We start from the raw sequence: 25,534 nt of genomic DNA on the forward strand, positions 1-25,534 counted from the left end.
AGCGCATACGCTGACAGCTTCCCGGCCACACTGTGTAGGCTCTCTTCACGATTTCTCTCAACTGCATAAAAAGTTGCGGTAATTGTGAGGATTTTATGGAGATTCATCTCGTTACATTGTAATGATAATTGTTATCATTAATATTCTCGATCTCATTTTGCATTGTTTTGAAAAGGATATTTACATGAGATCGCCGCAATATTCTGTGCCCACGACCCTGGCGCTGGTCATATCCAGTCTCCTCGCGCCTAACGCCTTTGCTGAAGAATCAGAACAAGATACCGAAACGATGATTGTGCGCAGTACGGCGGAAGAGGCGCTTAAGCAACAGCCCGGGGTGTCGATTATCACGGCTGAGGATATTGCTAAGCAGCCGCCGGTCAACGATCTCTCAGACATCATCCGTAAAATGCCCGGGGTGAACTTGACCGGCAACAGCGCCAGCGGCAGTCGGGGCAACAACCGCCAGATTGATATCCGCGGCATGGGGCCGGAGAACACCCTGATCCTGATAGATGGGGTACCGGTCACGTCACGTAACGCGGTTCGCTATAGCTGGCGCGGCGAACGCGATACCCGGGGCGACAGCAACTGGGTACCTGCCGAAATGGTCGAACGGATTGAAGTTCTCCGCGGTCCGGCAGCCGCGCGCTATGGTTCCGGCGCGGCGGGCGGAGTGGTCAATATCATTACCAAACGTCCGACCAACACCTGGCACGGTTCGCTGTCTTTCTTCACCAACCAGCCGGAAAACAACAAAGAAGGCACGACCAATCGCGCTAACTTCAATCTCAGCGGCCCACTGGCCGGCGAGGCGCTGACGATGCGCCTGTATGGCAATATCAATAAAACGGAACCCGACGCCTGGGATATTAACCATGCGCAAAACGGCTCTTACGCTGCGGGGCGCGAAGGGGGCCGCAATAAAGACATTAACGCGCTACTGTCATGGAAAATGACCCCGCAACAAATTCTCGATTTCAGCTACGCCTATAGCCGTCAGGGGAATATCTATGCTGGCGATACCCAGTACAGCAACGGCAATCTTAGCCCGAACGGGCTGGTGGACTCCCTGTACGGCCACGAAACTAATCGCCTCTATCGCCAGTCCTGGGGACTGACCTACAACGGTCTATGGGATTGGGGCCAGTCCAAAGCCGGTGTTTACTACGAGAAAACCAACAATACCCGCCTGCAGGAAGGCTCTACCGGCCGCGTCGAAGGCATGATCAACAGTGAAGATTATGCCACCAGCCGTCTGGAATCCTGGCGTACTACCTCGGAATTCAATGTGCCTTTCTTCTGGCTGGCGGACCAGACGCTGACGCTGGGAATGGAATGGAACCATGATCAGCTTGACGACCCGGCATCAATGCAGGCCACTAACAGCAACGGCGAGACTATCCCTGGGACCTCGGGCGACCCTACGCAACGCAGTACCAAAAACAGCGCCACCCTCACCGGTATCTATCTGGAAGATAATATCGAAGCCGTGCCCGGCACCAACCTGATCCCCGGCATTCGCTTCGATTATCATAATCAGTTTGGCAGTAACTGGAGCCCCAGCCTCAATCTGTCCCAGGAGCTCGGCGATATGTTCACGCTGAAGGCCGGTATCGCGCGCGTGTTTAAAGCGCCAAACCTCTATCAATCCAGTAAAGGCTATTTGCTCTCCACCCGCGGCAACGGTTGTCCAAACACGATTGCTGAAGGCAGCTGCTATCTGCTGGGTAACCCTGACCTCGACCCGGAGATCAGTATCAACAAAGAGATCGGCATCGAATTTAACCTTAATGGTTACGCTGCCGGAGTCACCTGGTTTCGCAACGATTACAAAAACAAAATCGTCTCCGGAACAGAGGTACTGGGCTATACCTCCAGCGGCAATAATATTTTGCAATGGCAGAACGGCGGCAAAGCCGTGGTCGAGGGGCTGGAAGGAAATCTGCAGATCCCGGTGCTGAGAGATGTCCTCAGCTGGCGGACCAATGCCACCTGGATGCTCAAATCTGAAAGTAAAGAGACTGGCAACCCGCTGTCGGTTATCCCGAAATATACCGTTAACACGATGCTCGACTGGCAGGTAAACGACGCCCTGTCTGCGAATGTGAACTGGACGCTTTATGGCCGTCAGAAGCCGCGTCAGTATGCGGAGATCCGCAACGAAACCGGGACCCTTGCCACCACCGAGGTTGGCGCCTATTCCATCGTGGGTATTGGTACTCAGTATCAGCTAAACCGGGATATTCGCCTGAATGCCGGAATAAGTAATCTATTTGATAAACAACTGTATCGCGAAAATGCCGGCGCCTCGACCTACAATGAGCCTGGCCGCGCGTATTACGCCGGCGTTACCCTCTCCTTCTGAACCACCGCGCCCGCGCCAGCGGGCGTATTCCCCTATTCTCACTGCGCTATTTTCATAGTAGCATCCCGCTGATCGTCTTTGACCACAACAGAGTAGAGCATGACAACAACAGATCTCGCCCCAAAGGGCGAAATGGTTTTACGCACCCTGGCAATGCCGGCGGATACCAATGCCAACGGGGATATTTTTGGCGGCTGGCTGATGTCGCAGATGGATATTGGCGGCGCCATTATGGCCAAAGAGATCGCCCAGGGTCGCGTGGTGACCGTGCGGGTGGATGGGATGACCTTTTTACGTCCGGTCGCCGTTGGCGACGTGGTGTGCTGCTACGCCCGCTGCGTGAAGCGCGGCAACACCTCGGTGACAATCAATATCGAAGTGTGGGTGAAAAAAGTTTCTTCAGAACCGATTGGCCAGCGCTACAAGGCGACGGAAGCGCTGTTTATCTACGTTGCCGTTGATAATCAGGGAAAACCACGTCCTCTGCCAGCGGAATAAGAAGGTGCCCGGCTTGCCGGGCACCTGACTTACAGAAAGCCCAGCAGCGAAAAGAAGAAGTAACCGATGACAATCACGATCACCGGCAGCACGTACAGTGGGAAATACTGCACCAGGATCGTATGGCGCGGTACCACAATGCGTTCAGCGAGCTGCTCGCGGGTTAACCCATCTGCGCCTTTGGCCTGTTCGAGGATCAGCTGATCCTCAATCCCCTCGCGGAGAAATTTCGCCTGCCGCGCCATTCGCGCGCCGGAAGCCTGCAGGGCCATGCCGACAAACACCAGAATGAAGATGATCCAGAAGCCGATGTTCAGGCTATGGTGAAAATCCGGCAGCGGCGAGTTGTACCAGAAAAAGTTCAGGAACGGCGTGTTAAAGCGCATCATCTCAATCATCACGTGCGCAAAATCCATCATTACCGCATCAATGCCGGGTTTCTTTTCACTGTGCTCATACATAAATTTGAGCACAGAAATCAGCGTCGACAGCACGGCGGGAATAAAGATAACCCATCCTAAAATGCGTTTGATAACCGCTATGCGTCCAGCTTGTTGGTACGTCATGAGTTCCCCTTGTTAAAGACGCGTTGGTGGTTCGCCTGCTGCCTGTTGCGTGGCGCTGGCTTCCCTCGCTCCCCCGAGTATGTCGGGTATAAGTCTATCTGCCACGGCGAATTTCGCCCAATAATGCGCGGTATGATATACCATGATTGCCGATTCGTTTATCTGATTACGCAACAGGAGAAGGACATATGTCAGCGAAGCGCCGCATTGAGGCCGCGATATTTGATATGGACGGGTTGCTGATTGACTCGGAGCCGCTCTGGGATCAGGCGGAGGTCGAGGTCATGGAGAGCCTGGGAGTGGATACCCGTCGCCGCGATGAACTGCCCGACCTGCTCGGTCTGCGAATCGACCTGGTGGTGGATCTGTGGTACGCGCAGCAGCCGTGGCACGGCGTAGACCGGGCGGAAGCTACCGCGCGCATTATTCGTCGCGCCATTGAGCTGGTGGAAGCCTCACGCCCGCTGCTGCCGGGCGTACGCGAGGCAGTGGCCCTGTGTAAAGCTCAGGGCTTAAAGGTGGGCCTGGCCTCGGCCTCGCCGCTGATGATGCTGGAGAAAGTGCTCGATATGTTTGAACTGCGCGACCAGTTTGATGCTCTCGCCTCCGCGGAGCATTTACCCTGGAGCAAACCGCACCCGCAGGTCTACCTCAACTGCGCCGCTGCCCTGGGAGTCGACCCGCAGCGCTGCGTCGCGCTGGAGGATTCGGTCAACGGCATGATCGCCAGCAAAGCCGCGCGCATGCGGTCTATCGTGGTGCCGGAAGCGGAGAACAGCCGCGACCCGCGCTTTGCGCTGGCGGACGTCAAGCTTCCGTCACTGCTGGCACTCACTGCTGAGAACTTGCTCGGCTAAGACCGCTGGCGGGTGCAACAATCGCTGTCACGCCGCCAGCTACAAAATCAAAACATTGTTTCATTTTAATTGTAATTTTGTTTTCCTCCCTCTATGCTGGTCACAGGTGGCGTCATCGTACGCCAGTAGATCAGCTGACAGAGGTGAATATGGTACTGAACGCCTTCGACCTGACGGGTAAGGTCGCCATCGTGACCGGTTGCGATACCGGCCTGGGACAGGGAATGACGCTGGGCCTGGCGCAGGCCGGGTGCGATATCGTCGGCATCAACCGTAAAATTCCCCATGATACGGCCGCCCAGGTGCTGGCGCTGGGCCGCCGCTTTCACGCCATTCAGGCGGATCTCAGCCAAGAGAATGATATGAGCGGTCTGGTCGACCAGGCGGTGGCGGCGATGGGCCGGGTCGATATTCTGGTCAACAACGCCGGAATTATCCGCCGCCATGATGCCCTGACCTTCACGGAAAGCGACTGGGACGCGGTGATCGACCTGAATCTCAAAGCGGTTTTCTTTCTCAGCCAGGCGGTCGCCAGGCAGTTCATTCGCCAGGGGGAAGGCGGGAAAATCATTAACATCGCCTCGATGCTGTCGTTTCAGGGCGGGATCCGCGTCCCCTCCTACACCGCCTCGAAAAGCGGCGTGCTGGGTTTGACCCGTCTGCTGGCCAACGAATGGGCTGGCCAGGGTATCAACGTCAACGCCATAGCGCCCGGGTATATGGCCACCAACAACACCCAGGCGCTGCGCGAAGATGAAGAGCGTAACCAGGCGATCCTCGAGCGCATTCCCGCTGGTCGCTGGGGAGCGCCGAAAGACCTGCAGGGGCCGGTGGTGTTTCTCGCCTCATCAGCGGCCGACTATATTAACGGCTATACGCTGGCCGTCGATGGCGGATGGCTGGCGCGCTGAGAGTTTGTGACAAAGAGTTACACCGTCACCTCTTCCGTACACTGTATAAAAACCCTATACTGTATGAATCGACAGTTTAGGGTGTGTTATCATGACGGCGGAAGGCCATCTCTTCTTTTCAATCGCCTGCGCAGTATTTGCCAAAAACGCAGAGTTAACGCCGGTGCTGGCGCAGGGCGACTGGTGGCATATTGTGCCCTCGGCGGTATTGACCTGCCTGCTGCCGGACATCGATCACCCAAAGTCGTTTCTTGGCCAACGGCTGAGCTGGATCTCAAAGCCCGTGGCGCGGGCCTTTGGCCACCGCGGCTTCACCCACAGCCTGCTGGCCGTCTTTGGCGCGCTGACGCTGTTCTATCTGAAAGTGCCTGACAGCTGGATTGTCCCGGCAGACGCTCTCCAGGGCCTGGTGCTGGGCTATCTCAGCCACATTCTCGCCGATATGCTCACCCCCGCCGGTGTGCCGCTGCTGTGGCCCTGTCGCTGGCGCTTCCGGCTGCCGATCCTTGCGCCGCGCAAGGGCAATCAGCTCGAACGCGCCTTGTGTATGGCGCTGTTCGTCTATGCCGTCTGGATGCCGCAGACGCTGGCGGACAACAGCGCGATACGCTGGTCATCCGGGGTGATCAATTCCCTGCAGATCACCTTCAATCGCTTTATAAGTCACCAGAGTGGGCGATAAAGCGGCGGAAAACGCCATTTGGTTATAACCCATTCCATTTGAATATAAGTCCTTGATAACGCCTTCTGCTAACCTTGCCGTCATAAGAGCTGGTTATCCACCAGCCCAGGTTATAAAAATATCAGGAGAACGGGGATGAACTTTCCATTAATAGCGAACGTAGTCGTGTTCGCCGTATTACTGTTTGCGCTGGGGCAAACACGCCATAAACAGTGGAGCCTGGCCAGAAAAGTGCTGGTCGGTCTGGCGACTGGCGTGGTCTTTGGTCTGGCGCTGCAGCTGATCTACGGGTCTGACAGCCAGGTGCTGAAGGATTCCATCCAGTGGTTCAATATCGTCGGCAACGGTTACGTCCAGCTGCTGCAAATGATTGTTATGCCGCTGGTCTTCGCCTCCATCCTTAGCGCGGTGGCCCGCCTGCACAATGCCTCGCAGCTGGGGAAAATTAGCTTCCTGAGCATCGGTACTCTGTTGTTCACCACCCTGATCGCCGCCCTGGTTGGCGTGCTGGTGACCAATGTGTTCGGCCTCACCGCCGAGGGTCTGGTCCAGGGCAGCGCGGAGACCGCCCGTCTGAACGCCATCCAGAGCAACTATGTGGGGAAAGTAGCGGATCTCAGCGTCCCGCAGCTGATCCTTTCCTTCGTGCCGAAGAACCCGTTTGCTGACCTGACCGGGGCTAACCCAACCTCCATCATCAGCATCGTCATTTTCTCGGCGTTCCTCGGCGTCGCAGCGCTTAAGTTGCTGAAAGAGGATGTGGAAAAAGGCCAGCGCGTGCTGACCGCGATCGATACCCTGCAGGGCTGGGTAATGAAGCTGGTTCGTCTGGTCATGCAGCTGACCCCTTACGGTGTGCTGGCCCTGATGACCAAAGTGGTTGCCGGGTCGAATTTGCAGGACATCATCAAGCTTGGCGGCTTCGTGGTAGCCTCGTACATTGCGCTGGGTATTATGTTTGTCGTCCACGGCCTGCTGCTGGCGATTAACGGCGTCAGCCCGCTGAAGTACTTCCGTAAAGTCTGGCCGGTGATCACCTTCGCCTTTACCAGCCGCTCCAGCGCCGCCTCCATTCCGCTGAACGTTGAGGCGCAAACCCGTCGTCTCGGCGTACCGGAGTCGATTGCCAGCTTCTCCGCCTCCTTTGGCGCCACCATCGGCCAGAACGGCTGCGCTGGTATCTATCCGGCAATGTTGGCGGTGATGGTCGCGCCGACCGTGGGCATCAACCCGCTGGATCCGATGTGGATTGCCACCCTCGTGGGCATCGTCACCGTCAGCTCGGCGGGCGTCGCCGGGGTGGGCGGCGGCGCGACCTTCGCCGCGCTGATCGTCCTGCCGGCGATGGGCCTGCCGGTGACCCTGGTAGCCCTGCTCATCTCCGTCGAACCGCTGATCGATATGGGGCGTACCGCGCTGAACGTTAACGGCTCAATGACCGCCGGGACGCTGACCAGCCAGTGGCTGCGCCAGACCGACAAGTCGATCTTCGATAGCGAGGAAGAAGCCGAACTGGCGCATCGCTAAACGGCAAGCACAAAAAAAACCGCTGATCATTCAGCGGTTTTTTTATTTCTGCAGCCGACTCAGGCTTCAATCTCACCTTCCTGACGCACCTGGTTAGCCCAGCGCTGCGCCGACTCCGGCACGCTGAATGCCGGTGAGCGACGGAAATGCTCCCCCATCAGCAGAAAAGCGACATACTTCCCGCGCAAAATCCAGACATCGCGAAAATGGTCCATTTTCACGGCATGTTCCGGGGGCGCAGGCTCCACGCGCGGCACGTAGCTAATGACAGGGCGATTTTGTTGGCGCAATGGTTTCATAACAAATGGATTCACTAAACATAGCGGGAAACAGAAACCTCTATCATAGCCGATTGTGGCCCCGTTCGTCGCCCCTTCGCCGCCGATGCGCATTTTAGGATAACTCCCTGCCCCCTCGCCGGGCGCAGACAGCGTAATGTTCTATAGTTAGAAGGGTTTTGGTCTATCAACGACCACTTTTAGCAATGAAAGCAGGAGACGAGTAATGTCTGATAAGCACCCGAACCCTCACCAACAGCAGGCACCGGTCCACGACAGCGAGGAAGCGCAGCCGGGTCTCGATTCGCTGGCGCCGGACGATCGGGAGTGGCGCCCCACGCCGAAACCTACCGCTCCGGGCGTCGAACCCACCGCCCCAGGCAGCCTGAAAGCGCCCGATACTCATAACAGCAAACTGGATTCCCTGGAGGCGCAACGCAAAGGGGGGGAAGATTTTCCGCTGACCACCAACCAGGGCGTGCGCATTGCTGACGATCAGAATTCGCTGCGCGCCGGTAGCCGCGGCCCAACGCTGCTGGAAGATTTTATCCTGCGGGAGAAGATCACCCACTTTGACCACGAGCGTATTCCGGAGCGTATCGTTCATGCCCGCGGCTCTGCCGCCCACGGCTACTTCCAGCCCTACAAAAGCCTGGCTGCGTTGACTAAAGCCGATTTTCTTTCGTCAGCCGATAAAATCACCCCGGTGTTTGTACGCTTTTCCACCGTGCAGGGCGGCGCGGGGTCGGCGGACACCGTCCGCGATATTCGCGGCTTCGCTACCAAGTTTTACACTGACGAAGGGATTTTTGACCTGGTGGGCAACAACACACCGGTCTTCTTCATCCAGGACGCGATGAAGTTCCCCGACTTTGTCCACGCCGTGAAGCCTGAACCCCACTGGGCCATCCCACAGGGGCAGAGCGCCCACGATACTTTCTGGGACTATGTTTCCCTGCAGCCGGAAACGCTGCACAACGTGATGTGGGCGATGTCGGATCGCGGCATCCCGCGCAGCTATCGCACCATGGAAGGCTTCGGGATCCATACCTTCCGTCTGATTAATGCCGAGGGCAAAGCCACCTTCGTTCGCTTTCACTGGAAACCGGTCGCCGGCAAGGCGTCGCTGGTGTGGGATGAAGCGCAGAAGCTGACCGGCCGCGACCCCGATTTTCATCGCCGCGATCTATGGGAGGCCATCGAAGCCGGGGACTACCCGGAATTTGAGCTTGGCCTGCAATTGATCCCCGAAGAGAATGAATTTGCTTTTGACTTCGACCTGCTCGATCCCACCAAGCTGATCCCCGAGGCGCTGGTGCCGGTGCAGCGGGTTGGCAGAATGGTCCTCAACCGCAACCCGGATAACTTCTTTGCCGAAAATGAACAGGCGGCCTTCCATCCCGGACATATCGTCCCGGGCATTGATTTCAGCAACGATCCGCTGCTGCAGGGGCGTCTCTTCTCTTACACCGATACGCAAATTAGCCGCCTGGGTGGGCCGAACTTCCATGAAATCCCCATCAACCGTCCGACCTGCCCGTATCATAATTTCCAGCGTGACGGGATGCACCGGATGGACATTGACACCAATCCGGCCAACTACGAGCCCAACTCGATTAACGACAACTGGCCGCGCGAGACGCCGCCTGCCGCCAAACGCGGTGGCTTTGAGTCCCTCGCCGAGCGCGTCGACGGCGAAAAAATCCGCCAGCGCAGCCCTTCGTTCGGCGAATATTACGCCCAGCCGCGTCTGTTCTGGCTGAGCCAGACGCCGATTGAACAGCAGCATATTATCGATGGTTTCAGCTTCGAACTCAGCAAAGTGGTCCGCACCTGGATCCGCGAGCGGGTGGTCGATCATCTGGCCCACATTGATACTAAGCTTGCGGAAGCGGTTGGGGCGAACTTAGGCATCGAACTGAGCGACGATCAGCGCAACATTACCCTGCCCGCCCCGGTCAATGGCGTGGAGAAAGATCCCAGCCTCAGCCTCTACGCCGACGCCGAAGGAGATGTGAAAGGTCGCGTGGTGGCAGTCCTGCTCAACGAACGCACCTCAGCGCAGGATCTGGTTCAGCTCCTGCAGGCGCTGCAGGCCCAGGGCGTGCACAGCAAGCTGCTCTACTCGCGAATGGGCGAAGTCATTGCCGACGATGGTTCTCCGCTGCCGATCGCCGGCACCTTCGCCGGTTCCCCGTCGCTGACGGTGGATGCGGTGGTGGTGCCCGGCGGCGACCTCAGCGCCCTGAGTCAGAGCGGTGACGCGCGCTATTACCTGCTGGAAGCCTATAAACATCTGAAGCCGATCCTGCTGGCAGGGGATGCGCGGCAGCTGACGTCCGTTCTGCATGTTCCGACCCAGGGTGAAGAGGGGGTCATCGTCACCGATGCGCTCGACACGCCAGCGGCGGACAAACTGCTCGCCCTGATGACGGCCCACCGCGTGTGGTCGAGAAGCCCGAAAATCGCCGCTATTCCGGCGTAGTAAAAAGCCCGGCACGCTGTGCCGGGCTTGATTCACTTTCCCTTTCCCCCGTCGGGCTTACACGTCGCGGTAGGTTCCCAGACGATAACCCCGGTCGGCCACCGCCGCTTTCAGCGAGGCAGATGTCAGCACATCAAGCTCATCCAGTCGCGGATAGCAGTAGGCGCTGCCCATAATGATCCGATCGACATAAGCCGGATGACACATCACCTCCAGGGAGCGCTCCCCGCGGGCGATGGAGGCATCCAGCGTCTGCAGAAACAGTTCCTCAGAGACCGCTTCGCCGTAAAACTCGCTGCTGAAGCCGGCGCTGCTGCGCGCCGCCTGCTGGTCGAGCCCACTCTGCGCCGCCACCTGGCGGTCAATGCGTAACGCAATGCCCTTCTCGCGGGCAAAGGCCGCGACGATGGGATAAATCTGGGCGAACATATGCACATGGTGATGGCTGTCGATATGCGTCGGCTCATGGCCGAAGAGTTCGACAAAACGACGGTACTGACACGCCAGCTCGTGGGCGATCTCTTCCAGCGGCAGGATATCTTCTTCCGCCTGCTGCCAGATCCATTTGCCCAGACGGCCATCGCGGGTTAATCCCGGCATGGCCGACAGCGGCTCGCCCAGCGTCAGTACAAAGTGCATACCGACCGCCAGCTCCGGAGTACTGCGGCTCAGCTGGGCGGCGTGGTCAATGGCTGCGCCGTTGACCAGCGCGGTGGTCGATGCCACCACGCCGTTGCGACAGGCCTCGATAATGCCGTAGTTCTGCCCTTTACTGAGGCCGAAGTCGTCGGCATTGACGATCAATACGCGTTCCATTTGCTACTCCCGTTACGATTTTAGTTTTTCGATCGTCGCCGCAAAGTTCGGCAGCCATTTTTCATGCGCCAGAATCATCTCCCGCGCCAGCTGTTCGGCGTCACGATCGGAATGGATCAGCGGGCTTAAGTTCAGCGCCAACAGGACATCGTTCAGCTCACCGCTGATCGCCGCCTGGCTGGCCGCCACTTCGAACCCCTTGATGGTGTAGATAAGCCCTAACACCTTCTCATCGAAATGAGTAATGCGCGGCGTCGGCTTCGCGCCGTCGCGGCCTAAGGTGCAGCTCATCTCTACCGCCCAGTCCGCCGGGATATTATCGACATGACCATGATGCGGGATATTCACATAGTGCTCAGTCTGCTTGTCGTTATAGATGGCATTGATTACTTCGCAAGCGGCATCAGAGTAATAGGCCCCGCCGCGCTGCTCCAGCTCCTTCGGCTTAACGTTAAGATCCGGGTTTTTATACAGCTCGAACAGCTGTTTCTCCACCTTCTGCACCACCTGGGCGCGCGCACCGCCTTTGTAGTACTCGCCCATCTCAATCGCCAGCATCTCTTTTGGCTTAAAGTAGTAGAGCAGGTAAGAGCATGGGATCAGGCGCAGGGAGCGGATCAGCCCTTCGCTAAACGGCAGGTCGAAGATGTTTTTCACCGAGTTCGCGGTCAGACGGCCGGAGGCCACGCCGTCCAGCAGTTCATCGAAGCGCGAGACGCCGTTAACCAGCACGTCGCGGACGAACACCAGGTGGTTCAGACCAAACAGGTCGATATTCAGCTCATCGCTCGGGCTCAGCTGCAGCACGTCGGTGATGAACATCTTCATGCCGATAGGAATGTTGCACACCCCGATAAAGCGTTTGAAATTGGTGTGGCGATAGACCGCCTCGGTGACCATGCCCGCCGGGTTGGTAAAGTTGATGATCCATGCGTCGGGGCAAATTTCCTGCACATCTTTCACGATGTCGAAAATCACCGGGATGGTGCGCAGTCCTTTAAACAACCCGCCCGCCCCGTTGGTCTCCTGGCCCAGGTAGCCGTGACTCAGCGGGATGCGCTCATCTTTTTCACGCGCCTTCAGCTGGCCCACGCGCAGCTGGGTGGTGACGAAATCTGCGCCCTGCAGCGCTGCGCGGCGATCCAGCGTTTTATAGACTTTCATCGGCACGCCGGCTTTTTCCACCATCCGCTGGCACAGCGCGTGGATAATATCGAGCTTCTCCTGTCCCTCTTCGACGTCTACCAACCACAGTTCGCTTACCGGCAGTTCATGATAACGTTTCAGAAATCCTTCCAGTAATTCCGGGGTATAGCTGCTGCCGCCGCCAATAGTGACTACTTTTAATTTCTGGCTCATCTTTTTCTCCCTTAGGCGCTGCGCCTGGACGCAGGCCGCTCTCCGCAACAATGCGGACAGTTAACTTGAATGATTTTCGGTATAAACCTGGCGGCGAACGCCGCGCGGGTTTAATTAATACTGGTCAAATGTTTGCGATAACTGCTCGGCGTAAACGACGTCAGTTTTTTAAAGGTTTTAATAAACAAGCTCGGGCTGCTGTAACCTGATTCATACGCAATATCCGTCACCGAATAATTGGTAATTTCCAGCTGTTTTTTGGCAAAGTTGATACGGATATCATTAATTATCTGCATCGGCGTTTTACCATAATAGCGCTGGGTCGCCCGGGTTAAATATTCCTGCGTTTTTCCGGATAAGCGAACCATATTTTCAAGAGCGCCTTCACCGAATTTCAGCTTATCATGCATGGCTTCCACGGTATTTTTTAACCATTGCGGCGTCACGTCGGCAACCGGCTCTTCACGATAGTGGCGTAAACGGTTAATGACATAAAAGGAGACCAGCTCGATAAATTCGTCAAATTCCGTTTCGCGAAAATTGAGTGAGGCGATGACCGACTCAACGTAGCCGAGAAAAGCGCTCTGCACGGCGTAGACTTGCGAAGCCACCAGACCAAACGGCAGCAGCGGCAGGTAGTGTTTCTCAAAGAAGCGTCTGCTGATGCCGACGTTAAGGATGCGCGTCGCCCCGAACTCGTAAAAGCTCTGGTGGTGCGAGCCCATCGGGATAAAGACGAAATCCCCGCGCTCCAGCAGCACCCGTTTGCCATTGATCTCCTGGTAATAGCGCCCGGTTAACACCACGGTAAATTCGTAGTAATCATGCTGGTGAAGCCCGCTCACGCTTTCCGTTTTGTTATAGATGACCACATGAAAGTTCTTCCCGTTGAACAGCTGTTGTTCTCTGGCGGTACTGATCTCGGTGGTCATCATTCTGGGCTGCCTCATCGTCGCGATGGCCTATTGTACCTTCTCGTGCAGCTCAATCAATTCGGCCACCAGCTCACGAGCCAGCATGGAGGTCATCAGATGGTCCTGGGCATGCACCAGCACCAGGCTGACCTTCATTTTCCCTTCGCCCTCGTCGCTTTCGATAAGCTGGGTCTGCACGCGATGCGCCTCGCTCAGCGCCTGGCGCGACTGCTCCATCATCGCTTTCGCTGCGGCAAAGTCGCCCTGCTTCGCCTGCTTCAGCGCGGCATAGGCCAGGCTGCGGGCTTGTCCGGAGTTGATAATCAGCCCCATCACTACCTCTTCGAGGTCATTTTCCGGGGTCTCTACCGCGTTGATGTTGTCCAGATCAAACATAATATTTCCCTCATTTATCAGGCGGTACGGGACGCTGCCCGTACCGCGCGGTATCAGAATTTCAGTGCGTTAGCGATGTCTTCTTCGCTCTCTTCCTGCTCGATAACGGTCTGCGCTTTATTCGACAGCACCACAAACGGCAGGTAGACCAGGGTAGCGACGCCAAGGTTGAACAGGGCCACCAGCAGGGCGGCAACGCTGCCGTTACTGTTAAAGAACGCTCCCAAACCGGTCGGCATAGTCCACGGCGCCAGGTTGGTCACCGGTGGGATAATCCCCAGGCTGTAGGCCGCCAGCGTAATGGCCGCCAGAATCGGCTGAACCAGCACGAACGGGATGAACATCACCGGGTTCATGATGATCGGCAGACCAAACAGAATCGGTTCGTTAATCTGGAAGATGCCTGACGGCAGCGCCAGCTTAGCAACCTGACGATGGTCAGCGCGGCGAGAAGCGATAAAGATGGCGATAATCAGACCCAGCGTCGCCCCGGAGCCACCCAGCAGGATGTAGGAGTCGAGCATCGGCTTAGCCCAGAAGTGGAACTGTTTGCCCGCTTCGATGGCCGCATCAACAGAGCCGTACTGGTTGTACAGCGCGATGTTTTCCAGCGCCCACGGCGTCATGATGCCGTTATCCAGGGCGGTAAGCGCCAGAGAACCGTGCACACCGAAGAACCACAGCAGAGAGTTAAAAATAACGTATGCCCAGCCAACCACGCTGCCCATCGCCGCCAGCGGCGTCGAGATAGAGTCCATGATGATCTGGTGGAAGTTGCTGCCATAGCTCGCCAGGGCCCACGAGATAATGCCGAAGATGGAGAGGATCAAGAAGCCCGGGATCAGCGCTGAGAAAGAGCGTGATACCGACCCCGGCACGCTGTCCGGCAGTCTAATCACCCAGTTGCGACGGATCACGAAGGTGAACAGTTCCGCAACGACCAGACCGATAATCATCCCGGAGATGATGTTCTGCCCGCCCAACCAGTTGGCGCCCACCGCATAGGCTTCGCCCACGCTATACGGGGTCACGGTCATGAAGGCCGCCACCGCCAGCAGGCCAGCTGCCATCGGGTCAACTTTGCGCTCTTCCGCCAGCGCGGAGCCGATAAAGAACGGCGCCATTAGCGACATAATCCCGAGGGTGCCGTTATAGACGTTTCCGCCGATAGCCTTAAAGCCGTTTAAGGTTTCAATGGTGGAGGCATCCAGGCGAATGCCCATGGAATAAAAGAAAGAGCCTTCGCCGAAGCTCAGAAAAACGTTGTTAATTAACACAAACATGGCCCCGGCGAGGGTCAACGGCATTAATTTAATAAATCCATTTTTTATTGCATTAATATGCGGCTGCTTTCCTATTTTCACTGCAAAAGGAAGGAGTACCTTTTCAAGCGAATCGATCACTTTACTCATAGTCAATACCCTTAAAAGCCGCAATAAACTATTACGGCGATGATGTATGAAATTACTCTTTGACGGGAAAATAAACTCATTATTTTTTGACGTCCGGCAACAGTCAGCCGCCAGGCGTCAAAATACATCGAGTTTTAAAAGTTAAAATTATTGTGCTGCAGCTTTCTTAATAGCCGCGACGGCGGCTTTCAATACCCCTAAACCATCAACTTTGCCATAGAGAAGGGAGTCGATAACTTCAACCGGTTTATTCGGCAGCAGGCGCTGAATTTCCGGTAACATATACGCAATTTGTGGCCCTAATAATACTACGTCGGCTTCCGGCCCTTTTTCGCCCGCGAGGGTTTCGGGATAGGCTTCAATAATGACCGGGACTTCATATTTTTCCGCCTGCGCCCGCATTTTGGAGACCAGCAGTGACGTGGACATGCCTGCCGAGCAGAAGAGATAAATGTGTTTCTTTTCCATGAACGCTTCCTCAATGTGTGAGACCAGGGCCTTCAGTAACCGCTGAGAGCCGGTAAGACTGGTAACATCCGGTTAATTCTGTTTATGAGTTGAGTATACGGCAAGCTGAGCCGCCAGGATAATTCGCTGTTGAACAGAATTGTCTCTCATTGACCTCCGGTTTTGACTACCCTCACATTTTCATCCAAATAATTCGCGCAATTAAATAAGCATCATTACTCACAAAAAAGCCCGACCAGTGGTCGGGCTTACGTAGAAGTCAGTAAACAGTAGGAAGCTTACCTGGCGTTGCGCGGGTCGGTATCATACTCGGCGCAGGTCTGGTAGCCGGAGTTCATGACGTGACCCGTTTCGTCGAGGGCCACAAAGTAGGTTTCAACTTTACCATCTCGTTGACCGAGGATATAGGTCTGGCAGGTGCCGCGGGCATGGACCATGGTGACTTCCGTTGAAGGTTTGCCGGCGATCTGCATCACCTGCTGACGCGACATCCCTTTCTTCACATCTTTCACCACCGGCTGGGTAAACTGGTCTTTGGTACGATCGTAAGCGGTACAGCCCGCCAGTAAGGTTAACGCGACGGTGACGCCCAGTATTCCTGCTAAGCTTTTGTTCATTTTGGTTCCTCTTTTCTACTGTGTAACGATAAGCCTGGAATAAATAGTGTTATTTTTCAAGCCGAACAGCGAAATCATGTCAGGTTATGTTATTGCGTAAACAGGATTGATCTGCCGACGTCGGACGGCGGCGCAATGCGCGGTACAGCATCTATAATGAAAACCTATGTCATTGATTGCCTTCTTTTCCGGCAGTCAAAACCACGGTCCTTGTCGTTTCAGCGGCAAAGAGGTAGCTTTAAGCCAACAGCTTGCCAAACAGATTCACTTTCGGAGGGCGCGATGACGCTACAACAAGAGATTATTCAGGCGCTGGGCGCAAAGCCGCAGATTGATGTCGCAGGCGAGATCCGCCGCAGCGTCGATTTCCTGAAGTCATACCTGCAGACCTACCCGTTTATTAAATCGCTGGTGCTGGGTATCAGCGGCGGTCAGGACTCCACCCTGACGGGAAAACTGTGCCAGATAGCGATAAACGAACTGCGTGCCGAAACCGGCGACAGTAGCCTGCAGTTTATCGCCGTCCGTTTACCCTATGGCGTGCAGGCTGATGAGCAGGACTGCCAGGACGCCATCGCATTTATCCAGCCTGACCGGGTGTTGACAGTCAATATTAAAGCTGCGGTGCTGGCCAGCGAACAGGCGCTGCGCGAAGCAGGCATCGAACTGAGCGACTTCGTTCGCGGAAATGAAAAAGCCCGTGAGCGAATGAAGGCCCAGTACAGCATCGCCGGAATGACCAAAGGAGTTGTGGTCGGTACCGACCATGCGGCGGAAGCGATTACCGGCTTTTTCACCAAATATGGCGACGGCGGCACCGACATCAACCCAATTTTCCGCCTGAACAAACGTCAGGGCAAACAGCTGCTGGCCCATCTCGACTGCCCGGAACATCTGTATAAGAAGCTGCCCACCGCCGACCTGGAAGACGATCGCCCCTCCCTGCCGGATGAAGTGGCCCTGGGTGTCACCTACGAGAACATCGACGATTATCTGGAAGGCAAAACGCTGGACCCGAGCATCGCCAAAACGATCGAGGGTTGGTATCTGAAAACCGAACACAAGCGTCGGCCGCCGATCACCGTCTTTGACGATTTCTGGAAAAAATAGTCTTTCCCCCCGCCCCGGCCTGCGCCGGGGTTATTTTTTGTCCTTTTCGCCGCAAAAATGGCCTGCTATACTGGATGGATAGACAGTATCAGGAGTTATTGTGGCCAGAAAGCAATCAGCCCCGCGTCTCGAGTTTGAGGCGGCGGCGATCTATGAATATCCCGAACATCTTCGCCCGTGGCTGGAGGCGCTGCCGAAGCTGCCGGGCGTCTATCAGTTTCACGGCGACAGCGACACGATGCCGCTCTATATCGGTAAGAGCGTCAACCTCCGCAGCCGGGTGTTATCCCACCTGCGCACCCCTGAAGAGGCCGCGATGCTGCGTCAGTCGCGGCGTATCACCTGGCAGCGCACCGCTGGCGAGCTGGGAGCGCTGCTGCTGGAGGCGCGCTTGATTAAAGAGCAGCAGCCGCTGTTTAACAAGCGGCTACGGCGTAACAAGCAGCTCTGCGCCTGGCTACTTACGGACGACCGGCCGCAGATTGTCTATGCTCGTGAGGTTGATTTCTCGCACCAGCAGCATCTCTATGGCCTGTTCGCCAACCGGCGGGCGGCGCTGCAGATGCTGCAGAGCCTCGCTGACGAACAGCGCCTCTGTTATGGCCTGCTTGGTCTGGAACCGCTCAGCCGCGGCCGCGCCTGCTTTCGCTCCGCGCTGGGCCGCTGCGCCGGGGCCTGCTGTGGAAAGGAGAGCGTGGAGGCGCACAGAGAGCGCCTGCTGGCGCAGATGAGCAGACTGCAGCTGGTGTGCTGGCCGTGGGCGGGGCCCGTGGCGCTGGAGGAGCGCGGCCCGGACATGACGCAGTATCACGTCATTCATAACTGGCTGTGGCTGGGCGCCGTTGAATCGCTCGACCAGGCAGCGGAGTTGACCCGTCTGCCCGCCGGATTTGACCAGGATGGTTACAAGATCCTCTGTAAGCCTTTGCTCAGCGGAGACTATCCGCTGCATCCGCTTGGCTGAGAAGCCACCAATAAAAAACCGCCGGCCCTGCCCAACGCCTGATGGCATTATTGGGCAAGACCGGCGGTCTTGATTCAGTGCGCTACATTATTCAGCAGGTGCAGGCATTTTACCTGCCGGCGCGTTGCGTTCTGTCAGATGCTTCTCAAAATTAGCATTGAACTGTTTTTTCTGCTCTGGGGTCAGAATGTTGTAGATCTTGTTCTGCGTTTCCAGGCGGGACAGCGCCATCGCTTTATGCTGCGCTTCCATCTTATCGATCTGCGCTTCCGCCTTCGCCTTATCGAAGGTGTCGCTGGCGATCAGATCGTGCATCGCGCGGCGTTCTTCAAGGGACGGACGTTTCATATTTTCGCGCTGGCTCTTCATGATGTCGCGGATCTGCTGCTTCTGCGCATCGGTCAGGTTCAGGCCTTTAAACATCATGTCATGCTGACCCGGGCCGCCTTTATGATGCATCATCATCGGCTTGCTGTCGCTCGGCGCGGTGGTGGTATCGGCGGCGTGTGCCAGGTTAGCCGCGCCCAGAGCCAGAGTAGAGGCAACAAACAGTGCAGTGAGTTTCTTCATCATTCAATCCTTACTTTACGTTATTCTTACGGCGCGTTGCCGTGTTGACGAGATTAACTTTACGACGTTAATCGTCAATTAGTCAGAGCAAGAGTAAAACAATGAAAGTGTAAAAAACAGTTTCTCGCCAATTATGGAGAAAATAAGGAATTTAGCCGAAGAATTGCAATAAAAAATAAATAACTTACTGTTTTGCAGAGAAATTATGGAGAGTATAAAGTAGGAGAGATTAAAAACAAAGCATTTTACCAGGAATAATCTGCAAATTTACACTGGGGCACGAAAAAATAAGATGGCGAAAAAAGACGCGCGCAATAAAGCAGGCCGCCCGGCGGACGGCTTGCCCTCAGGATAATTTCTCCAGCATCAGGCCGGCGCGCAGTCCTTTCGCCACCGTCGGGTTAGGAAACAGAACATACTCCGTCTCAGGCCCCACCACATACCGCGTCTCGCCCTCCTCCGCCAGCAGCGTGCCGGGTTCGAAGGGGGTGAAGTTCAGCGTCTGATCCGCCATATGCAAGCGGAAATCATCGCTATGGCGGGTTAGCTGCTGTACCACCCGGTAGCGCAGCGGCGCTGGGGCGTCGGCAATGGCCAGATCCCCCACCAGCAGCCGGGAGAGCGCCCGCTGGACGGCGGCAAACTGCGTCAGATCGTTTTCCCCCAACGGCAGCGCTTTGCCCAGCTCAAGGGTGCAGGCCAGCGCCGCGAACCGTTCGCAGCTGAAGTGGGTGAAGGTCCCGCCGGGCTGGCGATGAAACACCAGCGCCTCCAGCCCGGCGCCGCCCAGCCAGTGAAGAAAATCCTCCTCCCACGGCGTATCGCGGGCCGGGAGCACGCCGAAGCGCGGATGTAGCGACCCGCGGATCGCGGTATGCAGATCGAGGTGCCAGCGCGGGCCATCGTGGTCGCGATAAAAGCGGGCCACCGCCTGCTCCAGCCGCTGCGCCCGCTGCGTCTCCTCACTGAGCGGAAACTGCCGCCAGCGCTCGCCAAACATGCGGTTCATATCGCTGTGCAGATAGCGCTTATTCGCCCGCAGCGCTGGTGGGTTGCCGACGATCACCAGCAGCCGCCAGCGCAGCGGGAGCGCCTCCCGGACCAGTCGCTGCACCAGCTGGTCGACTATCTCCACCGGCGCCGTTTCGTTGCCATGAATGGCGCAGGAAAGTACCAGCCCGCGCTCGCAGCGCGCATGCGGCGTCAGCTCAAGGATCCCTTCCCCGAGCCAGTGCCAGCGGAAATGGGCCGTCTCGCCGTGAAAGTGATGGGGCAATCGCCCCGCCAGGGTTAATGCCAGAAAATGTTCCACCGCGCCCCCTTATTGCTGAAATGGATAAACCGAACCGAGCTGCAGGATCTGGGTCAACCGATCCAGCGCGTCGCACCCTTCCCGCAGCAGCTGCGGGTCGGCGAGGTCGGCCTGGGTGAGACGATCGCGATAGTAGCGATCCACCCAGTCATTGAGGGTGGCAAACAGCGTATCGTTCATCAGGACGTGCGGATTGACCGCCTGATACTCCTCGGCCGTCAACACCACCCGCAGGCGCAGGCACGCCGGACCGCCGCCGTTGGCCATGCTCTCGCGCAGATCGAACACCCGCAGGTCGGCGATGGGGTTATCCCCGGCCAGCAGCTCATTGAGGTATTCCCAGACGCCGGCATGCTCCTGCGCTTCCTGAGGCAGGATAAGCGCCATGCTGCCATCCGCCCGGCTCAACAGCTGGCTGTTGAACAGATAGGTGGCAACCGCCTCTGCCACCGAGACCCGGCTGGCGGGAACCACCAGCGGCGTAAAACCCGGCACCCGCTGCGCCAGCTGCTGGAGAAGCGCGGTCTGGTCGGCAAAGGCCTGCTCATGGCAGAACAGGACCTGACGGTTGCTCACCGCGATGACGTCGTTATGAAAAACCCCCGTGTCGATCGCCGCCGGATGCTGGCGGGCGAAGATCAGCTGGCGGGGATTGACCTGATTGAGGCGCGCTACCGCCTGGCTGGCCTCAAGGGTTTGCCGCGCCGGATAGCGACGCGGCGCCTCCTCGCTCCCCCGGCGGCGGCCATAGACAAAGAGCTGGACGCCGGGAGCGCCATACTCGCCGCCGAGACGATTATGGTTCGCCGCCCCTTCGTCGCCAAACCAGGCCGAGGCGGGCAGCGCCGGGTGGATAGCAAATCGCGTGCGGTCGGGGAAAATCGCCTGCAGCAGCGCCTCTGTAGTCGGTGCTTCGCTGGCGCGGTGGAATTTATCCTGCAGATTCGCCACCGTCAGATGCACCAGGCCATCCAGCGAATCGGCGGAGGGACACACAGTCGCCGCGTTCGCCACCCACATCGCCGAGGCCGAACTCACCGCCGACAGCAGATCCGGCTCCTGCTGCGCCGCCCGGGCCACCACCTGCTCATCGCTGCCGCTAAAGCCCAGCTGGCGCAGAAGCGGCACGTTGGGACGCTCGTGCGGCGGGATCACCGCCTGCGGGTAGCCAGCGTCGGCGAGGGCTTTCATTTTTTTCAGCCCCTGCTTGGCCGCCAGCTGCGGGTTAGACACCCGATAGCGATGCCGGGTGGAAGCCTCATTGCCAAAGGAGAGCCCGGCGTAGTGATGGGTCAGCCCGGGCAGACCGTCAAAGTTGACTTCGCGGGCGGTCATGACGCCTCCCCGGCCAGAAAGTCGAGCCCCGGGCTCAGGCTGGCGGGCAGCGTCAGGGTCGGCGATTCAAGGCTGGCCATCGGCCAGGCGCAATAATCGGCGGCATACCAGGCCCCCGGACGTTGGTTACCGGACGCCCCGGTGCCGCCGAACGGCGCGGTACTCGCCGCCCCGGTCAGCGGTTTGTTCCAGTTAACTATCCCTGCCCGCGCCTCGAGCAGCAGTCGATCAAACTTCTCCCGTTCCGGGGAGATTAACCCACAGGAGAGGCCGAAGCGGGTAGCGTTGGCTAAGGCAATCGCCTCCTCGAAAGTGTCGTAGCGCCAGACCCCAAGCAGCGGGCCAAACACCTCTTCATCCTCGACATTGGCCACGTCGCTCATGTCGACAATCCCCGGCGTTAGCAGCGACGTCCCGGCCTGCAATAACCGCGGCTCCAGCAGGGTGATCGCGCCAGCGGCGACCCGCTGCAGCCAGGCCTGATGCACTTTCTGCGCGGCTTGTTCAGAGATAAGCCCGCCGAGAAACGGCTGCGGCTCGGCGTCCCACGCCGCCGGGATCAGCCGTTGGCTCACCGTCACCAGCCGGGAGAGGAAGGCATCGCCCGCCTCTCCGCGTCGGACCAGCAGACGTCGGGCGCAGGTGCAGCGCTGGCCAGCGGTAATAAAGGCGGACTGGATGGTCAGATGCACCGCGGCATCCACGTCCCGCGGATCGTCGACGATCAGCGGGTTATTGCCGCCCATCTCCAGCGCGAGGATCTTCTGCGGCTGCCCGGCCAGCTGGCGATGCAGATGAAAACCGGTGGTTGAGCTGCCGGTAAACAGCAGTCCGTCGATATCCGCCTGGCCGCTGAGCGCCTCGCCGGTTTCCCGACCGCCCTGCACCAGGTTGAGCACCCCGGCGGGCAGGCCGGCCTGCTGCCATAGTTTCACCACCGCTTCGCCGCTGCGCGGGGTGAGTTCGCTGGGTTTAAAGACCACGGTATTGCCCGCCAGCAGCGCCGGCACGATGTGCCCGTTCGGCAGATGGCCGGGAAAGTTATAGGGGCCAAACACCGCCAGTACGCCGTGCGGCCGGTGACGCAGCGTGGCGGCGCCGTCGGGCAGGTCGCTGTGCTGTTCGCCGGTGCGGACGTGGTAGGCCTTCACCGAGATCGCCACCTTGTTGATCATCGCCGTCACTTCCCCGGCCGCCTCCCAGCGCGGCTTTCCGGTCTCGGCGCCGATAACCGCCGTCAGCTCCGCCTTACTGGCTTCCAGCAGAGCGGCAAACTTTTCAACGATCGCCTGACGGGCGGCAAACGGCAGCCGCGCCCAGGACGGGAACGCCTGGCGGGCAGCCGCCACCGCCTCGGCAACCTGCCCGGCATCCGCCGCCTCGCCCTGCCAGACAACCTTCAGGTTAACCGGATCCTGTTTACTGAAACCTGGCCCACGGCCGGGCCGCCACTCGCCGTTAATCCACAGACTCATGCAGTTTTCTCCTCAGGGATCAGGCGCACCATGCGCACCTGGTCGCCGGCATGACACTTCAGCATATCCAGTTCGCGGGCGCTGAGGGTCAGGGTGTCGCCATCCGGATCGGCATGCACCAGCAGAGCGCGGAACTGGTGATACTGTTCATTCGCCACCAGGCACAGCGGCCAGTCACCGGGCGGGGTTTCGCCGGCCTCGGTGGTCACCAGACGGCTTTTGCGGATCGCCCGCACCCGGTCGATGTCGCACTCCAGAGTCGGGCCGCCGTCGAAAATATCGATGTAGTTCAGGTAGCGGAACCCCTCTTTCTCCAGCACCGTCCGGGCCGGGGCGGTCTGCGGATGAACCTTGCCGATCACCGCCTGTGCCTCAGGGGAAAGGAAATCGATATACAGCGGATGCTTGGGCATCAGGGCGGCAATGAAAGCCTTCTGTCCGGTGCCGCACAGGTAGTCGGCACGGGAAAACTCCATGGCGAAAAAGCGTTTGCCCAGGCTCTCCCAGAACGGCGAGTAGCCCTGCTCGTCAATCACCCCGCGCATCTCGGCGACCACCTTCTCATTGAAGCGCTCGCGAAAGGCGGCCATAAATAAGAAGCGTGATTTCGACAGCAGATAGCCATTGCCCTCTTTGCGCCACTGCGGGTCGAGGAACAGGGTACACAGCTCGCTGCTGCCGGTATGATCGTTGCTGAGAAACAGCGTCGGCAGCGCCTGATAGACGTTGAGCTCCTTCGAGGCATGGACCTGGGTGCCGACCCGGTAGTTATACCAGGGATCGTTGAGCCCCACCGCCACCTCGATCGCGCAGATGCCCACCACCGCGCCGCTTTCGCTCTCCTCCAGCACAAAGACATAGCCCTGCTCGCTTTTCGGTAGCTCGCCGCGCCAGGTCTGCTGCGAGCGAGCGATCCGCGCCGCGAGGGTCGCTTCATCCACCGGCAGCGAGGTCAGCCCGCCGCCGGTCTCCGCTGCCAGCTTCAGCAGCCCGGGCAAATCGCCCGGCTCCACCGGTCGAATAACCATCATGATGAGACTCCTGCCACGAAACGCGCGCAGGCCCGCTCGACGCGATCCAGCCCGCTGTTCACCTCTTCTTCACTGACGTTCAGCGCCGGCGCGAAACGCACCACGTTGGCGCCGGCGATCAGAATCATCACCCCCTCTTCCGCCGCCAGGTTACTGAGGGTTTTCGCCTTCCCGGCCCAGGCGTCGTTTAGCACGCAGCCGAGCAGCAGTCCCAGGCCGCGGATCTCCTTGAACAGGCCATAGCGGGCGTTAATTGCCTGCAGGCGTTCACAAAACCACTGATGGCGCTGTCTGACGCCGGAGAGCACTTCCGGGGTGTTGACGATCGACAGCAGTTCGCCGGCCACCGCCCCGGCCAGCGGGTTACCGCCGTAGGTGGTGCCGTGGGTGCCGACGGTCATCACGCTGGCGCAGGCCTCTGTCGCCAGCAGCGCGCCGATAGGGAAACCACCGCCCAGCGCTTTGGCGGTGGTCAGCACATCGGGCGTCACGCCGTAGTGCATATAGGCATACAGCTCGCCGGTGCGCCCGACCCCGGTCTGCACTTCATCGAAAATCAGCAGGGCGTTGTGCTGGTCGCAAAGCTGACGCAGGCCGCGTAAAAACTCGACGCTGGCCGGCACCACGCCCCCTTCGCCCTGCACCGGCTCGACGATCACCGCGCAGGTCTGGTCATTGATTAAGGCCTTTGCCGACTCGAGATCGTTAAATACGGCATGCTGGATCTGCGGCGGCAGCGGGGCGAAATCCCGGGAATAGGCCGGCTGACCGCCCGCCGAGACGGTGAACAGCGTCCTCCCGTGGAAAGCGTTCTGAAAGGCGACGATGCCACTTTTCTCGCTGCCAAAGCGATCGTGGGCATATTTACGCGCCAGCTTGAGCGCTGCCTCATTGGCCTCGGCGCCGGAGTTACAGAAGAAGACCCGGTCGGCGAAGGTAGCATCGATAAGCATTTTGGCCAGACGCAGGATCGGCTCATTGGTGTAGCCGTTGCCGGTATGCCAGAACTTGCCGGCCTGGTCGGTCAGGGCTTGCACCAGACGCGGATGGGCATGCCCCAGCGCGTTCACGGCGATACCGCCGGCAAAATCGATATACTCTTTGCCCTGCTGATCCCACAGCCGTGACCCGGCGCCCCGCACCGGAATAAACGCCGCTGGCGCGTAGACCGGCATCATCCATTCATCAAAGTGGTTACGCGTAATTGACTGAGACATATCGACCTCTTCCGGTAAATTAAAAGTAGCAATAATGTTAATAAATATGAGTTATTACGCTGTAAATGTAGATTGCACGGTTCGTGCCAGCCAGCGATAAAAATGCATAAATCGGATGAGATAACGCAGAATCAATGAGTTACAGCTGAACGCTATTCACATAAAATGCATATTTAGTGAATAAGTATCCGACAAAGGGGGATAAACAGTGATTAAAGAAGATAAATTATGCAACGGTAAGATATAATTCTGTAATTGTGATCCTCTGCGAAATTTATCGTATCTATTTGCCCTTTTTTGGCGCGGCATGCCCGCAAAAGGGGCACCCACGGCACGCTCATGCGCAGCGATTGGCAGAATGACGCA

General features: G+C 58.0%; 25 protein-coding genes. 9 read left to right on the top strand and 16 right to left on the bottom strand.

Annotation, left to right across the window (positions count from 1 at the left end; genetic code table 11):
- Positions 1–184 precede the first annotated feature (184 nt).
- The gene (locus OHJ17_RS14820; protein WP_032433860.1) at positions 185–2,368 is read left to right on the top strand and encodes a TonB-dependent siderophore receptor; all 2,184 of its coding nucleotides are present in this window, start codon (positions 185–187) and stop codon (positions 2,366–2,368) included.
- A gap of 99 nt (positions 2,369–2,467) precedes the next feature.
- A complete protein-coding gene (gene yciA, locus OHJ17_RS14825; RefSeq protein ID WP_002901629.1) occupies positions 2,468–2,866 on the top strand; it encodes an acyl-CoA thioester hydrolase YciA in 399 nt (132 codons plus the stop codon).
- A 29-nt stretch (positions 2,867–2,895) separates the two neighbouring features.
- Here yciA and OHJ17_RS14830 read toward each other — a convergent pair whose 3' ends face one another.
- Entirely contained in the window at positions 2,896–3,432 is a 537-nt protein-coding gene (locus OHJ17_RS14830; protein ID WP_002901627.1) for a YniB family protein, read from the bottom strand.
- Between the two features lie 188 nt (positions 3,433–3,620).
- Between OHJ17_RS14830 and hxpB the strand changes: the two genes are divergently transcribed.
- From hxpB to OHJ17_RS14850, 4 genes are all read left to right on the top strand, one after another.
- Entirely contained in the window at positions 3,621–4,289 is a 669-nt protein-coding gene (gene hxpB, locus OHJ17_RS14835) for a hexitol phosphatase HxpB (RefSeq protein ID WP_004140335.1), read from the top strand.
- Positions 4,290–4,438: 149 nt separating this feature from the next.
- Positions 4,439–5,200, top strand: coding sequence for a 2-dehydro-3-deoxy-D-gluconate 5-dehydrogenase KduD (kduD, locus tag OHJ17_RS14840; protein WP_004176511.1), 762 nt, complete (start codon positions 4,439–4,441; stop codon positions 5,198–5,200).
- A 91-nt stretch (positions 5,201–5,291) separates the two neighbouring features.
- Positions 5,292–5,882 carry a metal-dependent hydrolase gene (locus OHJ17_RS14845; protein ID WP_002901611.1) on the top strand — a complete coding sequence of 197 codons (591 nt, stop codon included), beginning with the start codon at positions 5,292–5,294 and terminating at the stop codon, positions 5,880–5,882.
- Positions 5,883–6,017: 135 nt separating this feature from the next.
- Positions 6,018–7,409 carry an L-cystine transporter gene (locus OHJ17_RS14850; RefSeq protein WP_029602478.1) on the top strand — a complete coding sequence of 464 codons (1,392 nt, stop codon included), beginning with the start codon at positions 6,018–6,020 and terminating at the stop codon, positions 7,407–7,409.
- 59 nt (positions 7,410–7,468) lie between these two features.
- On the opposite strand, the gene cedA is transcribed toward OHJ17_RS14850, so the two are convergent.
- The gene (cedA, locus tag OHJ17_RS14855) at positions 7,469–7,708 is read right to left on the bottom strand and encodes a cell division activator CedA (RefSeq protein ID WP_004151919.1); all 240 of its coding nucleotides are present in this window, start codon (positions 7,706–7,708) and stop codon (positions 7,469–7,471) included.
- 205 nt (positions 7,709–7,913) lie between these two features.
- Here cedA and katE point away from each other — a divergent pair, with 205 nt between their 5' ends.
- Positions 7,914–10,172 (top strand): catalase HPII, encoded by a 2,259-nt coding sequence (gene katE / locus OHJ17_RS14860; RefSeq protein WP_002901554.1) that lies wholly within the window; start codon positions 7,914–7,916, stop codon positions 10,170–10,172.
- Positions 10,173–10,229: 57 nt separating this feature from the next.
- Here katE and chbG read toward each other — a convergent pair whose 3' ends face one another.
- From chbG to osmE, 8 genes are all read right to left on the bottom strand, one after another.
- On the bottom strand, positions 10,230–10,988 hold the full coding sequence (chbG, locus tag OHJ17_RS14865) for a chitin disaccharide deacetylase (protein ID WP_032432926.1): 759 nt from the start codon (positions 10,986–10,988) through the stop codon (positions 10,230–10,232).
- Positions 10,989–11,000: 12 nt separating this feature from the next.
- Complete coding sequence (locus tag OHJ17_RS14870; RefSeq protein ID WP_004148093.1) at positions 11,001–12,347, bottom strand: 6-phospho-beta-glucosidase; 1,347 nt, start codon at positions 12,345–12,347, stop codon at positions 11,001–11,003.
- A gap of 110 nt (positions 12,348–12,457) precedes the next feature.
- The gene (chbR, locus tag OHJ17_RS14875) at positions 12,458–13,282 is read right to left on the bottom strand and encodes a transcriptional regulator ChbR (RefSeq protein WP_002901552.1); all 825 of its coding nucleotides are present in this window, start codon (positions 13,280–13,282) and stop codon (positions 12,458–12,460) included.
- 27 nt (positions 13,283–13,309) lie between these two features.
- Positions 13,310–13,657, bottom strand: a complete 348-nt coding sequence (chbA, locus tag OHJ17_RS14880; RefSeq protein WP_002901550.1) for a PTS N,N'-diacetylchitobiose transporter subunit IIA — start codon at positions 13,655–13,657, stop codon at positions 13,310–13,312.
- Between the two features lie 53 nt (positions 13,658–13,710).
- The gene (chbC, locus tag OHJ17_RS14885) at positions 13,711–15,069 is read right to left on the bottom strand and encodes a PTS N,N'-diacetylchitobiose transporter subunit IIC (protein WP_004148091.1); all 1,359 of its coding nucleotides are present in this window, start codon (positions 15,067–15,069) and stop codon (positions 13,711–13,713) included.
- A gap of 11 nt (positions 15,070–15,080) precedes the next feature.
- On the bottom strand, positions 15,081–15,197 hold the full coding sequence (locus tag OHJ17_RS14890) for a hypothetical protein (RefSeq protein WP_004217133.1): 117 nt from the start codon (positions 15,195–15,197) through the stop codon (positions 15,081–15,083).
- Between the two features lie 19 nt (positions 15,198–15,216).
- Positions 15,217–15,537, bottom strand: coding sequence for a PTS N,N'-diacetylchitobiose transporter subunit IIB (chbB, locus tag OHJ17_RS14895; RefSeq protein ID WP_002901547.1), 321 nt, complete (start codon positions 15,535–15,537; stop codon positions 15,217–15,219).
- 278 nt (positions 15,538–15,815) lie between these two features.
- A complete protein-coding gene (gene osmE / locus OHJ17_RS14900) occupies positions 15,816–16,154 on the bottom strand; it encodes an osmotically-inducible lipoprotein OsmE (protein ID WP_002901544.1) in 339 nt (112 codons plus the stop codon).
- A 282-nt stretch (positions 16,155–16,436) separates the two neighbouring features.
- On the opposite strand from osmE, the gene nadE reads away from it, so the two are divergent.
- Together nadE and cho are read left to right on the top strand one after the other, a co-directional pair.
- A complete protein-coding gene (gene nadE / locus OHJ17_RS14905) occupies positions 16,437–17,264 on the top strand; it encodes an ammonia-dependent NAD(+) synthetase (protein ID WP_025368232.1) in 828 nt (275 codons plus the stop codon).
- 100 nt (positions 17,265–17,364) lie between these two features.
- On the top strand, positions 17,365–18,228 hold the full coding sequence (gene cho, locus OHJ17_RS14910; protein ID WP_032432924.1) for an excinuclease Cho: 864 nt from the start codon (positions 17,365–17,367) through the stop codon (positions 18,226–18,228).
- Positions 18,229–18,315: 87 nt separating this feature from the next.
- On the opposite strand, the gene spy is transcribed toward cho, so the two are convergent.
- The 6 genes from spy to OHJ17_RS14940 all read right to left on the bottom strand — a co-directional run bounded on the left by spy (position 18,316) and on the right by OHJ17_RS14940 (position 25,168).
- Entirely contained in the window at positions 18,316–18,801 is a 486-nt protein-coding gene (gene spy / locus OHJ17_RS14915) for an ATP-independent periplasmic protein-refolding chaperone Spy (protein ID WP_004217130.1), read from the bottom strand.
- Positions 18,802–19,144: 343 nt separating this feature from the next.
- The gene (gene astE, locus OHJ17_RS14920) at positions 19,145–20,110 is read right to left on the bottom strand and encodes a succinylglutamate desuccinylase (RefSeq protein ID WP_004224242.1); all 966 of its coding nucleotides are present in this window, start codon (positions 20,108–20,110) and stop codon (positions 19,145–19,147) included.
- Positions 20,111–20,119: 9 nt separating this feature from the next.
- Positions 20,120–21,445: an N-succinylarginine dihydrolase gene (gene astB, locus OHJ17_RS14925; protein WP_032432922.1), complete on the bottom strand. Its 1,326-nt coding sequence runs from the start codon at positions 21,443–21,445 to the stop codon at positions 20,120–20,122.
- Positions 21,442–22,920: a succinylglutamate-semialdehyde dehydrogenase gene (gene astD / locus OHJ17_RS14930; protein ID WP_032432920.1), complete on the bottom strand. Its 1,479-nt coding sequence runs from the start codon at positions 22,918–22,920 to the stop codon at positions 21,442–21,444. Before astD ends, astB begins: the two co-directional genes overlap by 4 nt.
- Positions 22,917–23,951 carry an arginine N-succinyltransferase gene (gene astA / locus OHJ17_RS14935; protein ID WP_002901491.1) on the bottom strand — a complete coding sequence of 345 codons (1,035 nt, stop codon included), beginning with the start codon at positions 23,949–23,951 and terminating at the stop codon, positions 22,917–22,919. Before astA ends, astD begins: the two co-directional genes overlap by 4 nt.
- A complete protein-coding gene (locus tag OHJ17_RS14940) occupies positions 23,948–25,168 on the bottom strand; it encodes a succinylornithine/acetylornithine transaminase (protein WP_002901489.1) in 1,221 nt (406 codons plus the stop codon). The genes astA and OHJ17_RS14940 overlap by 4 nt, the downstream gene beginning before the upstream one ends.
- Positions 25,169–25,534: the final 366 nt, after the last annotated feature.

This window comes from Klebsiella sp. KP20-425-1, assembly GCF_025813515.1.
GTDB lineage: Bacteria > Pseudomonadota > Gammaproteobacteria > Enterobacterales > Enterobacteriaceae > Klebsiella > Klebsiella pneumoniae.

Bases quoted from the DNA above. Each gene is read 5' to 3' on its own strand.
- OHJ17_RS14820 (WP_032433860.1), top strand. From the start codon at position 185: ATGAGATCGCCGCAATATTCTGTGCCCACGACCCTGGCGCTGGTCATA.
- katE (WP_002901554.1), top strand. From the start codon at position 7,914: ATGTCTGATAAGCACCCGAACCCTCACCAACAGCAGGCACCGGTCCAC.
- chbB (WP_002901547.1), bottom strand. From the start codon at position 15,537: ATGGAAAAGAAACACATTTATCTCTTCTGCTCGGCAGGCATGTCCACG.
- OHJ17_RS14830 (WP_002901627.1), bottom strand. From the start codon at position 3,432: ATGACGTACCAACAAGCTGGACGCATAGCGGTTATCAAACGCATTTTA.
- OHJ17_RS14940 (WP_002901489.1), bottom strand. From the start codon at position 25,168: ATGTCTCAGTCAATTACGCGTAACCACTTTGATGAATGGATGATGCCG.
- astD (WP_032432920.1), bottom strand. From the start codon at position 22,920: ATGAGTCTGTGGATTAACGGCGAGTGGCGGCCCGGCCGTGGGCCAGGT.
- osmE (WP_002901544.1), bottom strand. From the start codon at position 16,154: ATGAACAAAAGCTTAGCAGGAATACTGGGCGTCACCGTCGCGTTAACC.
- OHJ17_RS14870 (WP_004148093.1), bottom strand. From the start codon at position 12,347: ATGAGCCAGAAATTAAAAGTAGTCACTATTGGCGGCGGCAGCAGCTAT.
- chbG (WP_032432926.1), bottom strand. From the start codon at position 10,988: ATGGAACGCGTATTGATCGTCAATGCCGACGACTTCGGCCTCAGTAAA.
- spy (WP_004217130.1), bottom strand. From the start codon at position 18,801: ATGATGAAGAAACTCACTGCACTGTTTGTTGCCTCTACTCTGGCTCTG.
- chbC (WP_004148091.1), bottom strand. From the start codon at position 15,069: ATGAGTAAAGTGATCGATTCGCTTGAAAAGGTACTCCTTCCTTTTGCA.
- yciA (WP_002901629.1), top strand. From the start codon at position 2,468: ATGACAACAACAGATCTCGCCCCAAAGGGCGAAATGGTTTTACGCACC.
- chbA (WP_002901550.1), bottom strand. From the start codon at position 13,657: ATGTTTGATCTGGACAACATCAACGCGGTAGAGACCCCGGAAAATGAC.
- OHJ17_RS14845 (WP_002901611.1), top strand. From the start codon at position 5,292: ATGACGGCGGAAGGCCATCTCTTCTTTTCAATCGCCTGCGCAGTATTT.
- nadE (WP_025368232.1), top strand. From the start codon at position 16,437: ATGACGCTACAACAAGAGATTATTCAGGCGCTGGGCGCAAAGCCGCAG.
- astB (WP_032432922.1), bottom strand. From the start codon at position 21,445: ATGACCGCCCGCGAAGTCAACTTTGACGGTCTGCCCGGGCTGACCCAT.
- OHJ17_RS14890 (WP_004217133.1), bottom strand. From the start codon at position 15,197: ATGTATTTTGACGCCTGGCGGCTGACTGTTGCCGGACGTCAAAAAATA.
- kduD (WP_004176511.1), top strand. From the start codon at position 4,439: ATGGTACTGAACGCCTTCGACCTGACGGGTAAGGTCGCCATCGTGACC.
- hxpB (WP_004140335.1), top strand. From the start codon at position 3,621: ATGTCAGCGAAGCGCCGCATTGAGGCCGCGATATTTGATATGGACGGG.
- cedA (WP_004151919.1), bottom strand. From the start codon at position 7,708: ATGAAACCATTGCGCCAACAAAATCGCCCTGTCATTAGCTACGTGCCG.
- OHJ17_RS14850 (WP_029602478.1), top strand. From the start codon at position 6,018: ATGAACTTTCCATTAATAGCGAACGTAGTCGTGTTCGCCGTATTACTG.
- astA (WP_002901491.1), bottom strand. From the start codon at position 23,951: ATGATGGTTATTCGACCGGTGGAGCCGGGCGATTTGCCCGGGCTGCTG.
- chbR (WP_002901552.1), bottom strand. From the start codon at position 13,282: ATGATGACCACCGAGATCAGTACCGCCAGAGAACAACAGCTGTTCAAC.